Consider the following 13,022-nt stretch of genomic DNA (forward strand, 5'->3'; position numbering starts at 1 on the left):
CACAACCGAATATGCTATGATAATGCGCACAGCCGCCTAAAATTTTGTTACTTTTGCTCATATTGCTATACTAATTTATGAGCGAAGAAAGATCACTGAACTTTATAGAGGAAATTGTTGAAGAAGATTTGGCTGCCGGTAAAAACGACAACCGTGTACTTACCCGTTTCCCGCCCGAACCTAATGGTTACCTGCATATTGGTCATGCCAAGTCAATTTGCCTTAACTTTGGTTTGGCAAAAAAATACAATGGCCTTACCAATCTCCGTTTTGACGATACCAACCCCGTTAAGGAGGATATTGAATATGTTGACAGTATTAAGGAAGATGTAAAATGGCTTGGCTTTGATTGGGCCAATGAGCTTTATGCTTCTGATTATTTCGATCAGCTGTATGCCTTTGCCGTTGAACTGATCAAAAATAACCTGGCCTATGTTGATGACAGCACAGCCGAAGAAATAGCCGCCCAGAAGGGTACACCTACCGAACCAGGCACGCCAAACCAATACCGCAGTCGCTCAGTAGAAGAAAACCTGCAGCTGTTTGCCGATATGAAAGATGGCAAATACCCCGACGGCGCGAAAGTACTGCGTGCAAAGGTTGACCTCGCGTCGCCCAACATGCACCTGCGCGACCCATTGATGTACCGTATTAAACACGCTCATCACCATCGCACAGGCGATAAATGGTGTATTTACCCCATGTATGATTTTGCTCACGGGCAATCGGATGCTATTGAAGAGATCACGCACTCTATCTGTACGCTGGAGTTTGTACCTCACCGTCCGTTGTACGATTGGTTTATTGAAAAACTGAATATTTTCCCTTCAAAACAGTACGAGTTTGCCCGCTTAAACCTTAACTATACGGTAATGAGCAAGCGTAAATTGCTGCAACTGGTTACAGAAGGCTATGTTGATGGCTGGGACGATCCGCGTATGCCTACCATCAGTGGTTTACGTCGCCGTGGTTATACTCCTGCTTCTATCCGTGAGTTTTGCGAGCGTATTGGCGTTGCCAAACGCGAAAACATGATAGATGTTGGCTTGCTGGAGTTCTGTATCCGCGAGGACCTGAACAAAACCGCATGGCGCCGTATGGCTGTGCTTGATCCGGTTAAGCTGATCCTGGATAATTATCCTGAAGGCGAAACCGAAGTAATGCACGGCGAAAACAACCCTGAGGTTGAAGGCGGCGACGGCGGCAGGGATATTCCATTTGGCCGTGAGTTGTGGATAGAGCGTGAAGACTTTATGGAAGTTGCTCCTAAAAAATTCTTCCGTTTAGGTATCGGGCTGATGGTTCGCCTAAAAAATGCTTATATCATTAAAGGCGAAAGCATTGTTAAAGATGCAGATGGTAATATCACCGAGATCCATTGCAGCTACCTGCCCGAATCAAAATCAGGCCATGATACCAGCGGCATTAATGTAAAAGGCACCATCCACTGGGTGAGTGTTGAACACGCCAAAACTGCCGAAGTAAGGTTATATGACCGGTTATTCCAGGTTGAAGACCCTTCAAATGAGGATGGCGACTTTAAAGATTATATCAATCCTAACAGCCTGCATGTATTGTCAACAGTATACATTGAGCCCGACCTGGTTAATGCCGAGTTAGGCAAGCCGGTTCAGTTTATGCGTAAAGGTTATTTTACTTTAGATAAAAACTCGACTCAGGATAAACTGGTGTTTAACCGCACCGTTACATTGAAGGACGGCTGGGGTAAAAAGTAATCACCCCTGGCCCCCCTTAAAAAAATCATGTCATTGCGAGCGAAGCGTGGCAATCGCACGGAAGCATATCCGCCCTGTATAGCATGCGATTGCTTCGTCGTTCCTCCTCGCAATGACATGTTTTTTGTGTTCCGGACACCCGTGACGACAACAACGGCATAGCCTTAAGCTTTCTGCATTCAGCTTTTAGCCTTATAAAGTTATTCCCCTTTAAACTCCGCTTTCCGTTTTTCCATAAAGGCTGCTACGCCTTCTTTAAAATCTTTTGTGCCGAAGCATTTGCCAAACTCGGTTATTTCAGTTTCATAGCCATTAATACTATCGGCATAAGCGGCATTGATACTGCGGATGGCTGCCGCAAGGGCTAAAGGGGCACGGGATAATATTTTATTCAGGATCTCTTCGGCTTTTATAAGGAGTTCCTCAGCAGTTGTTACGTGGGTAACCAGGCCATATTGCAGGGCATCGGCAGCAGTGATCATATCTGCCGTAAGGATCATTTCCATCGCTTTGCCTTTACCAACCAGTTGGGTAAGGCGTTGTGTACCCCCATAACCGGGAATGAGCCCTAAAGTTACTTCAGGCAGGCCCATTTTAGCATTGTCAGATGCTATGCGGATGTGGCAGGCCATGGCCAGTTCGAGCCCACCGCCCAAAGCAAACCCATTTACCGCTGCTATTACAGGCTTGCTGCCGTTAGCTATTAAATCAAAAACTTCGGTGTGGCCTGTACGCGAAAGCTGCATACCGCCATTGGTATCTAAGGCTGCAAACTCACTGATATCAGCCCCGGCAACAAATGCTTTTGATCCGGCTCCGGTAATGATGATACCACCAACCTCCGGATTTTGGAAAGCTTCGGTAAAAGCGCTATGCAGTTCGGCCAGCGTATCTTTATTAAGAGCGTTCAGTTTGCTTTCGCGGTTAATAGTGATTTGTTGAACGCGCCCCTTGTTTGTAATCAGCAAATTTTGAAATTCCATAGGTATTAGAAATTGCGGTGTTCATGTACCCAACCGGTTATATATTTTACAATATCCTGCGTACTGGTGCCGGGCGGAAAAAGTTCGCCAACGCCCAGCTTTTGCAGCTCAAGCATATCTTCATGCGGAATAATACCACCGCCGGTAACCAAAACATCATCCATTTTTTTCTCTTTAATGAGATTAATGATGCGCGGAAATACCGTCATATGCGCGCCCGAAAGTATAGAAATGCCAATGGCGTCAACATCCTCCTGCAGGGCAGTGTTTACCACCATTTCGGGAGTTTGGCGTAGCCCTGTATAAATAACTTCCATACCTGCATCGCGCAGCGAAGTGGCAATAATGCGCGCGCCGCGGTCATGGCCATCGAGCCCTACTTTGGCAACTAAAACACGGATTGGTCGGTTAAAGGTATTACTCATGAATAACCTATTGGTTTTTGTAAAAGTAATAAGAAAATTATGGAAGTTGTTTGTGTTTATTATAGGCGGTTTAAAACGATAGTTTTTGAATGTAGAGACGCATAATTGCATCTCACACTTGCAATTTACGGCAGCTGAGGTGCTTTTGAAATCGGCTTGTCCTTCGGAGACGCAATTATGCATCCCTACAATTTTTCTCATTTTTAAGCAAGTTCTTTATAATGGCTTGATCTTAAGTTGGTTTTTTGGTCGATTTATAAATATGGGCGTTGCCTGCGGCCCGTGCTATCCACTCATACTACACGGGCATTAGCCACAAGGCCGGCATCCGCTCCTATCACTAACGCGGCAACGCACACCATCGCTATGTATCTTAAAACCTGTTTAAATTTGACGAATATCGTTTACAGGTAGATAAAACTTCATTGCCGTTGGTTTTAACCAACGGAATAAAGCATTCACAACAAGAGGGCTTCAGCCCAAATCCGCTTGAATAATTAGGCTAAAGCCAGGAGTTTTCGGCTCTTAATCCGTTGGTTAAAACCAACGGCAATTAATATTCTTCATTCTTAAACAGCTTCTTATACGTCATCATGGTTCTTTCCGAAAATTTCCCCGATTGTTATTCGGAAAGGTGGTAAGTATCATTGCTTAATAGCCGGCAAATTTTTCACCTCCTCTAACAATGCGGCTTCTGTAGCTGCGTTAACGTTTACCAGGTAAAACGGCTTGGCTCCTTTTGCTGCTGCCCATCGCCATTCAAACTCATTGATTGATTTCATGTTACCATTATCAAACCACCAGGCAGCGTAAATCTTATCCTTTGCCTTGGTAAGCACTCCTAAATAAACCTGCCGACCGGCAATTACTTCCTTTTTTATCGTACTGAAAATATAACCGCTTCCCTGCCAGCAAATCATGGGGTCATGTTCGGGGCAATAAAATCGAGAGGGTTTCACATAAACCAGCGCACCGGTATTTTCAAATTTAATTACCCCGCTTTCCAGTACCGATTTTTTATAACCGGGTAAGGATACGTTACTTACGCTTTTGTCCTCCAGGTCATCTATCGATTTGATGTTTATAGTTATTACAACCAACGCCACGGCCAAAGCAAGGTGTATCAGCGGGAAGCGCAGTTCATCCGGCGCCAGCCTGATGGTTTTATAAAATCGGAGGTCGATGTACGGCTTTTCGGTTCGTTTCAATACGAAAGAAGAAAGGAACAATAAAGGCAATACCACGTAAATGAGCAGGCAGATAATCCCGGTCAGGTCATGCATCGTTGTACCAGCCGGTATTTTGAAAAAAACCAGCAGCAGGATACGGCAAAGGTTGCACAGGATGTTGAGCGCAAAAGTAAGCACCAACAAAAACAAGATCCACACCAGGTGCAATTGCTTTGCCGCCTGCCGCTGGTAATGAGCTATTATAAACAGGCAGATCATGAACGAGGTGGCAAGCATATGCAAACCTGCGCAGGCCTGGTCCACAGAAAATTCGAAACCTTTAAACCGGATGATGTTGCCTGCAGCGCTGGCTTCCATTCCCATAGATGCAAGCAGAGAGGCTGCTACTTCACTAAGCCAGATCCTTAAAGGAAAGCTGAATGTATTACTGACATATTCGAACGCGGGTGAAATGAGCAATAACAACAGGAACAATACCAGGCTTATTTTTCCTTTTAAGTTCTCAAAGAAAAGCAGTGCAGAAAACAGCAAGGCCAGGAACAAATTTGTTTTAACCGGAAAATAAATGGCAACTGTTGTAAAAACAATGGCCGGGACGAGGTGCCTTAATGAAAGGCTCCCACGCTTTACCTTGCAGATATAAGGCAGCAGCGCCAGGCCAAGCACCGTATTGGCATCCCACTTAAAATAAATGATACCTAACCTCGCTGCAATGCCAATGTATATTAACCAGCAGCTACTGATGATTAGCCTGCTGCCGGTTAATTTAAATGAGATATACTCCTGCAAATTATAGCTCCGGCTGAACATGCTTGCTCTTATATACTAAGAAATTTATCACCGCTATTACAACCAGGATCAACAACCACTCACCGGGTTCGGGTACTGCGCCCGATGATTTTGCAGAAGCGTTTTGAAGGCTGTTCTTATTTTCATCAATCCCGAAGCGTTCATAATCTTTTTGAGTTTCGAGTACAATAAGGCTCGAAACAGGCGAGGCTATAAAAGCCTGGTTAGCCTCATCGATAATATCCGGCTGCACATAGGTTTTATCAAAATAATGCGGACCAACCTTTTTCATAATATCGTTATAAGCAAACAGGCGTAGCAGGTGGTCAGGCGCATTGCCTGCTTTTAAAGTATCGCCAGTTTGTTCAATAACTAAACCCGATTGAGCGAGCACAACATGAGTTGAATCTTCCTGCGAATGGCTAAATTCATGTTTTGTGAGCTTACTTTGCAGCGTTGCTACATCTCCTTCGTTATAAGTGAATACCCGCATCTCTTTCAATGCCTTTAAATAAGGTGTTAGGTTGGTGCCGATATTGTATAACTGCAATTGTTTTGCACCCGGCAGATAGCTGGTTAATGCTTTGCCAAACTCCGATTCGTCAAGGTCGCGCAGGTTAGGAGAGGTTTCGGCGCATTTGGTAATCAGCAATGAACTTTCGGAGTGTTTGATCTCATTAACCGGGAACATACTGAAGTTGAGTTTGCCCATCCTGCTGTAAACATTGTCACGGTTATCTTCAGTCAAAGCCTCAAGCTTGCCATCGTAATAGTAAACTTTTTTGGTTTTGATGGCCGGCCAAAGCTCGTCCAGTTCGCTGGCCGACCAGCTTGCGTTAAGGTCGAGGTAGACGGCTTCCGGGTTAAAGTTTGTGGTTTGAGGCACATAATCTTTCAGCTGATAGCCTTTGCCTGCAAATGCGAACGGCATATCGGCAAGCGGCGGGGCTTTAAACGTGATCTGCTCATCCGGTTGATAAGGCCGGTCGGCAGTATAAACGCCTTCGCTGATCTCATCAAAGTTTGGCATGTGGAGGCTTTCAGGTTTCTTCGAAAAAGATACCTGGATGGCTTCGGTTGCGTCTTCGGGCGATGGGCCATCGAAATAACTGCTTTCATAGGTAAGCATATCGCTTTGCTTGCGCAGCGGACTGGTGATCCCCACCCTGAATTTGCGGTTTTCTTCGGGAGTACATGGAAAAATTCGTGCCGTTACTGTATTGCCCTCCTGCCAGTGAATTACCGATGGGTCATGCTGCTCAACACCTACAATCTCGTGATAGGCAGAGTCGGCTTTGGCTTTGGTGGTTAATCTTGATTTTTGTTCTTTACCATCTATCCATAATGATAAGGAACTAACAACCGAACCTTCGGGCACATGGAATGTGTATATCGCCTCTTCTTTGCCAAGCCATGCCCGAACGCCCCCGTTCTCAGTGTTGTGTACGGTTAGTGTTTTTTCGGTATAAGCTAAACGGTATTCAGGAAAGATTTTAACATTGGTGATCACGTTGGCCGTTTTTAACTTATCGCCGCTCCAAAGCCGTTCCTGCGCCTGGTGGCGGGAATCGTACATGGCTTCTAATATTTTTATCCGCTCCTTTTCGTCAAGGTTTAAGTCGCCGCCAAACAGGCTTGCTATCACTATAAAAGGATCATGCTGCATTGGTTCATCGAATGAGGCTTTATTCCAATCGCCCCAATACCAGCTATCACTAAGGTTGGCAGTTTTATACACGATGCCCGCTTTGATGATCCGTTGCGCTATAGCGTTTTTAGGGATATTTTGACTGATCACCACCCAGGTCGGCAGTTTGCCTTCAGACAGTGTATTGTGATTGATAGCAAGGTTAACCTGGTTATTGATGCTTTTCCATTGCCATATAAATATGCTGCATGCAATGACAGGCACTAACAGGCCAGCCCCCAATGCCATTTTTAAGGACTTGCTGCCCCTTACTGTTCTTTTAATGGTGATAAACGTTACTATAGCCAAACCCATCGGCACAAAAACATGCAGCGAAAGCCCCAGCGCGATAGCTGCAAAAATGCCGATGAGATACATGGAGGTAAGGTATACGCTGTAATAAATAAAAAGCAGGAAAGCCATCCCCAGGAAAAATGTCACCACGTGTTTCATTTTTGAACTGAGCTCATTCATAAATACAGAAAGTATAATGCTGATTGTGGAGATACAGATAACAACCGACAGCCAGGTAACCGAAGTGTTGAAAACAGGGATGCTCAGGTTAAGTGCGAACGCGCTGATGAACCAAAGTGCCAGGAGGAGCACCCAATAATGTAAGCGCCTGAATCCTTTATATATCACCACAAAGAAAAACACAAGTGAGGCGGAGTAATTGAAGCAAAAAGCACCAAAAGCAGTTCCTTCGGTAAGTTCAAAAAGGCCGGACCCCTCCATAAGGAAGAATCCGGCAGATATAGTGATTAGGATTAGGCCAAGTTTAACAACACTATCTTCAAATAAAATTGCTTTAAGGTTTTTCATATTTTATAAATTAAAAGTACTTTGTATTTCAAAGTTTATAGATAAAAAAAATTACAGTTTTTGTTGTTTAATCAAATTTTCGAGGGCAAGGAGGTGCAATTTGAAGGCGGCCCGCCCTTTTTCGGATGCCAGGTAACGTGTATTGGGTTTGCGGCCTATGAAAGTTTTCTCCACCTGGATGTATTCTTCCTTCTCCAGCGCTTTCAGGTGCGATGCCAGGTTACCGTCGGTAAGGTTAAGCAATTCTTTAAGCGAGTTAAAGTCGTAGCTTTCATTAGCAACCAATACGCTCATGATTTGCAGGCGAATGCGGTTTTCAAAGGCTTTATCAAACTGATCTAATGATATCTTCACTTATCGTATCTAAAATGCATTACTGTACCATAAATAATGTGGAGCAGGCCGAAACCCAGACTCCAGAAAATTAAGCCGTAACCCGGCATTACAGCACACAGCAAACCTAATAAAATCTCCAATATCCCCAAGCTTCTAATACCCGAATATGTATAATGGCTGCCTGCAACTAACGACATGCCATAAAATATCAATGTAGCAGGTGCCACAACACCATAATAACCACGATAAACAAGTATAATAGTAAATAAACCGCCGCTTACCAATGGGATTGCCATATTAATGAGCAGGCGTTTGCTTCCGGCGCCCCAAAAAGGCTGACTGTTTTTTTTAGCCTTGCGTACCGATAACCAGATCCCTGTGCCAATAGACAATACAAGCACCGCGATTGCCACGATAAATAATTTTATGATCAGCAATTCTTCATTGTAAGTATGGCGCTCCCTGAGGGTAGTATACTCGCCCTGCAGCAAACTGTATCCTATGCCGGCGCCGGCGAAGGCATAGATGCCTGCCATCACACCCGAAAGGCCGCTAAGCGAAATAAACTTGGCCGAACGCTCCATCAGGTCGCGGATGGAACTTAACTCTGCATGAATATCTTGTTCTTTCATCAAAAGTACTTTGTTGTTCAAAGTTAAATATAAGATTTGATTTTGCAAGAGGGGGATTGAGTTTTCTCAAATTATTTGCATCGCGCATAGTTAACTCACCCGGTCTGCGCTTCGCTGGACCACCCTCTCTTCGCCTTCGGCGGAAAGAAGGTAAGAAAAATAAAAGAATAAATCCCCTCTTTACGCTTGCGTAGAGAGGGGTGACAAGCGCAGCGATGTCGGGGTGAGTTAACACGCCGGCATACTTAATTTAATTTCAGTATTTATTGAAAGTTTAAAATATATTGTATATTTGTTTCAGAAAACACTGAAAATTATGAAAACGCTCAAGAACCACATGATCCTGTTTGATGCAGAATGCCCCATGTGCCGTGCTTATACCGGTGCCTTTGTAAAAACAGGGATGCTTGATGCTGATGGCCGCGCTGCGTACCAGGAAGCACATGCAGGTACCTGCCCTGTTTATGACAGGCAACGGGCTGTTAACGAAATAGCCTTAATTAACCTGAAAAGCGGCGAGGTTACCTACGGTGTTAAAAGCCTTTTCAAAATAATTGCCAATACCTGGCCTGTATTTACTCCCTTATTTGCTTTTAAACCATTCATCTGGCTCATGAGCAAGGTTTATGCTTTTATATCATACAATAGGAGGGTAATTATCCCTGCTGCCGAAACCGGCTTCGAATACCAGCCTGCGTTTAAGCTGCATTATCGTTTATTGTATTTGCTTTTCACCTGGTTTTGTACAGGGTTTATCCTTACCGCTTATGCACATCTGCTTAGGGGGATTGTTCCTTTAGGCAGCCCCTATCGTGAGTACCTGATTTGTGGCGGGCAGATCCTTTTCCAGGGAGCAGCTATATGCAGCTTTGACCGCCGTAACCTGTGGACCTACCTCGGCAACATGATGACCATCTCTTTTGCCGGCAGCTTATTACTGCTGATGGGGTTGGTTGTAAATCACTTTTTTCAATTCGGCCCGCTGATTTACACCCTGTATTTTATGGCGGTAGCAGGTTTAATGCTCCTTGAACACGTCCGCCGTACCAAATTGCTTGGGCTTGGCTGGGTGCTCACCGTTACCTGGGTAACTTATCGTATTGTTTTATTATTACTTATTTTAAACCTTAACTGATCATGAAAGCTTATAAAAAAATCGTACTGGCCGGCGGCAACGGTTATCTCGGTACCGTGCTGGCCAAATACTACCGCGATTTGGCAGACGAGGTGATCATCCTGGCCCGCAAACAAAAACCTGTTGATGGCAATGTACATACCGCTGTTTGGAATGGTGAAACCGAAGGGGGATGGACGGTTCACCTTGCCGGTGCCGATATGCTGATCAACCTGTGCGGCAAAAATGTAAACTGCCGCTATACCGAAAAGAACAAGCGGGAGATCATCCGTTCAAGGGTGGTACCTACCGAACTATTAGGCAGGGTGATCCATAAGATGGAAAACCCGCCAAAGGTTTGGATCAATGTAACTTCTGCCACCATCTATCGGCATGCTGAAGACCGTCCGCAGGATGAGGATACCGGTGAGATTGGTTATGGCTTTTCTATTGATGTTTGCAACATCTGGGAAAACACTTTCTTTAAAACAGATACGCCCCATACCCGTAAAATTGCCCTGCGCATGGGCATTGTGTTAGGCCGAAGCGACAGCGTTTTTCCGCGGTTGCTTAACCTGGTTAGGTTTGGCCTCGGCGGCAAACAAGGCGATGGGCAGCAATACATAGCCTGGGTGCATGAGCATGATGTAGCCCGGAGCACCCAATGGCTGTTAGACCACCCCGAATTAAATGGCATATTTAACTGCACTGCCCCTGAAGCCGCAAAGAATACTGATATGATGCAGATTATCCGCAAGGCTTATGGTGCGCCTTTCGGTTTACCTGCCCCTCAGTGGCTGCTGGAAGTCGGCGCGATGGTAATCGGTACCGAAACCGAACTGATATTAAAAAGCCGGTGGGTAATGCCCAAACGCTTACTGGATAGCGGGTTTATATTTCAATACCCAAAAGCGGAGCATGCGGTGCATGATATTTTGAGTTTGAAGAGGTAGCAGGTTAATAATATGGCAACGCGTGATGAATTTCTTCAACACGGACGCTGCCGGGAGTCTGGGCTTTAAATAGCGAAACTTAATAAGCAGGTATTGGTAAGAATAGTTTTTACTATGAACTAAAACTACTTCAGCCCTCGATATACTTCGCTATCCAAAGTCGGAGACTTCAGCAGTGCAAACATTGCTGAAACATTTAGGGCTATGAACCATCAACTATGATCCATGAACTAAAAATTACTTGAGCCAATGGTATACGATAAAGCTCGCCGTATAAGCCAGCGCGGTCATATAGGCAAACTGGGCAGCGGGCCAGCGCCAGTCTTTGGTTTCGCGGTAAACAACGGCCACTGTACTGGCACATTGCATGGCGAAGGCATAAAACATCATGAGGGAGAAAGCCACCGCTAAGGTAAATACCGGCTCTCCGGTTTGCGGATTTTTAGCCTCGTGCATTTTTTGCTGAACCGATTGCATCTTATCGGCATCGCCCTCCACGCTGTAAATGGTGGCCATGGTGCCCACAAATACCTCGCGGGCAGCAAAGGAGCTGATGAGGGCTATACCTATCTTCCAATCGAAGCCAAGGGGTTTAATAACGGGTTCAATAACATGACCAAATACGCCGGCGTATGAGTTTTCCAGTTTTTCGGATGCGATAACTTTGCTGAGGCTATCCGGCGTCATGGTTTTGGTATATTGAGGCTGGGCGTATTGTTTATCTATCTGGGCAAACCTGTCGCCGGGGCCATATGATTTCATTACCCACAGGATCACCGAGACCGCAATGATCACTTTACCGGCCTGCAGTACGAACGTTTTTGAACGGTCATACATCGTAAAGATCACGTTTTTCCACCTTGGCATGCGGTACACGGGCAGTTCCATAATAAAATAGCCGCGTTCGCGGGCTTTGAGGATAAACTTCATCACAAAAGCCACAATAATAGCCGAAAAGATGCTGAGCACATACATGGCAGTAAGCGCGAGGCCCTTCATATTAAAGATCCACCAAACGTTGCGGTTGGGCACTACCAATGAAATAAGCAAGGTATAAACCGGTAAACGGGCAGAGCAGGCTACCAGGGGGGTAACCATAATGGTGATCATCCTGTCCTTCCAGTTTTCGATAGTACGGGTACTCATGATAGAAGGCACCGCGCAGGCAAAACCGCCGATAAGGGGTACTACCGATTTGCCGTTAAGCCCTACCTTGCGCATCACCTTATCCATCATAAAAGTAACGCGCGACATGTAGCCTGTATCTTCCAAAATAGAAATAAGCGCGAAGAGGATGGCGATCTGCGGGATAAATACCAATACTCCGCTCAGGCCGGCCAATACCCCATCGATGATGAGGCTGCTCAGCGGACCGGCAGGCAGTATTTTAGCGGCGCCGGCCTGCAGCCAGATAAACAGGTTTTCGATGAGCGACATCGGGTATTCCGACCATGAAAAGATAGCCTGGAATATGAACAGTAAGATGGCGAAGAAGATCACAAAGCCAAACACTTTATGGGTAAGGATCTTATCTATCTTGTTGCTTATGGTTTCGTCGTGCGCCGTTTCAGCTTTTTTAACCGTATCGTAAAGCAGGTCGTTGATGAAGTTGTAACGGGCGATGGTTTCCGTAGCCTGCGCCTTTTGCGAGTGGAAAGAATGCTCATGCTCCAGTTGTTCAATCCGGTCGCTTTCGGCTGCTGAAAGGTAGCTTAGCGTTTCGTGCTGGTGGGCAAGTTGCAAGGCTATATATGGATTTTCAACCTGCATCTCCCCTTTTATTTGCGCTATGATGCCCGGCGCGATGCTTTCGATATCAATAGTATCCTGCTGCAATGGTACGCTGTTGGCAAAAGCAATGGCGCTTTTAAGCTTGTCAATGCCTGTATTTTTCCTGGCGGAGATAGGGACTACCGGAACGCCCAGTTTTTTGGCAAAAAGATCAATATTGATTTTGATGCCCGCCTTGTCCGACACATCTACCATGTTAAGCGCCACCACTACGGGGATCTTGAGATCTGCGACCTGGGTATAAAGCAGCAGGTTGCGTTTTAAATTGGATGCATCAAGGATCACCACAACCAAATCGGGCACCATGCCTTTTGATTTATCGGCCAGTACCGAAAATACGATGGATTCGTCTTTACTTTTGGGATAGATGCTGTAAGTACCCGGAAGGTCAATTATTTCGGCTGTGCGGCCGTCAGGCAGGGTACAAAAGCCTGTTTTTTTATCAACAGTAACCCCCGGAAAGTTTCCGATTTTTTGATTTAGCCCGGTTAGTATATTAAAGAGAGTTGATTTACCGGTATTTGGATTTCCTACAAGTGCAACTCTTATATTGGTTTTCAACGC

10 protein-coding genes are annotated in these 13,022 nt (G+C 45.4%); 3 read left to right on the top strand and 7 right to left on the bottom strand.

The features are described 5' to 3' along the window. The first annotated feature begins 77 nt into the window (after window positions 1-77). Window positions 78-1,736: a glutamine--tRNA ligase/YqeY domain fusion protein gene (locus ACP26M_RS22770; protein WP_426583561.1), complete on the top strand. Its 1,659-nt coding sequence runs from the start codon at window positions 78-80 to the stop codon at window positions 1,734-1,736. Window positions 1,737-1,936: 200 nt separating this feature from the next. Here ACP26M_RS22770 and ACP26M_RS22775 read toward each other — a convergent pair whose 3' ends face one another. The 6 genes from ACP26M_RS22775 to ACP26M_RS22800 all read right to left on the bottom strand — a co-directional run bounded on the left by ACP26M_RS22775 (window position 1,937) and on the right by ACP26M_RS22800 (window position 8,600). Next, a complete protein-coding gene (locus ACP26M_RS22775; RefSeq protein ID WP_426583563.1) occupies window positions 1,937-2,719 on the bottom strand; it encodes an enoyl-CoA hydratase/isomerase family protein in 783 nt (260 codons plus the stop codon). A 5-nt stretch (window positions 2,720-2,724) separates the two neighbouring features. Then, window positions 2,725-3,144, bottom strand: coding sequence for a cobalamin B12-binding domain-containing protein (locus tag ACP26M_RS22780; RefSeq protein WP_091166978.1), 420 nt, complete (start codon window positions 3,142-3,144; stop codon window positions 2,725-2,727). A gap of 644 nt (window positions 3,145-3,788) precedes the next feature. Further along, on the bottom strand, window positions 3,789-5,144 hold the full coding sequence (xrtN, locus tag ACP26M_RS22785; RefSeq protein ID WP_426583565.1) for an exosortase N: 1,356 nt from the start codon (window positions 5,142-5,144) through the stop codon (window positions 3,789-3,791). After that, window positions 5,125-7,632 carry an XrtN system VIT domain-containing protein gene (locus ACP26M_RS22790; RefSeq protein WP_426583567.1) on the bottom strand — a complete coding sequence of 836 codons (2,508 nt, stop codon included), beginning with the start codon at window positions 7,630-7,632 and terminating at the stop codon, window positions 5,125-5,127. Before ACP26M_RS22790 ends, xrtN begins: the two co-directional genes overlap by 20 nt. Before the next feature lie 51 nt (window positions 7,633-7,683). Further along, window positions 7,684-7,986: a winged helix-turn-helix domain-containing protein gene (locus ACP26M_RS22795; protein ID WP_091166986.1), complete on the bottom strand. Its 303-nt coding sequence runs from the start codon at window positions 7,984-7,986 to the stop codon at window positions 7,684-7,686. Beyond that, window positions 7,983-8,600 (bottom strand): hypothetical protein, encoded by a 618-nt coding sequence (locus tag ACP26M_RS22800; protein WP_188833656.1) that lies wholly within the window; start codon window positions 8,598-8,600, stop codon window positions 7,983-7,985. The genes ACP26M_RS22795 and ACP26M_RS22800 overlap by 4 nt, the downstream gene beginning before the upstream one ends. 316 nt (window positions 8,601-8,916) lie before the next feature. Between ACP26M_RS22800 and ACP26M_RS22805 the strand changes: the two genes are divergently transcribed. Next, on the top strand, window positions 8,917-9,735 hold the full coding sequence (locus tag ACP26M_RS22805) for a DCC1-like thiol-disulfide oxidoreductase family protein (protein ID WP_188833655.1): 819 nt from the start codon (window positions 8,917-8,919) through the stop codon (window positions 9,733-9,735). Window positions 9,736-9,737: 2 nt separating this feature from the next. Then, window positions 9,738-10,667 (top strand): TIGR01777 family oxidoreductase, encoded by a 930-nt coding sequence (locus tag ACP26M_RS22810; RefSeq protein ID WP_090532387.1) that lies wholly within the window; start codon window positions 9,738-9,740, stop codon window positions 10,665-10,667. Between the two features lie 237 nt (window positions 10,668-10,904). On the opposite strand, the gene feoB is transcribed toward ACP26M_RS22810, so the two are convergent. Further along, on the bottom strand, window positions 10,905-13,019 hold the full coding sequence (gene feoB / locus ACP26M_RS22815; RefSeq protein ID WP_426583571.1) for a ferrous iron transport protein B: 2,115 nt from the start codon (window positions 13,017-13,019) through the stop codon (window positions 10,905-10,907). Window positions 13,020-13,022 lie beyond the last annotated feature (3 nt).

Origin of the sequence: Mucilaginibacter sp. R-33 (assembly GCF_049949235.1) — a bacterium.
In the GTDB taxonomy this organism is placed as follows: Bacteria; Bacteroidota; Bacteroidia; order Sphingobacteriales; family Sphingobacteriaceae; genus Mucilaginibacter.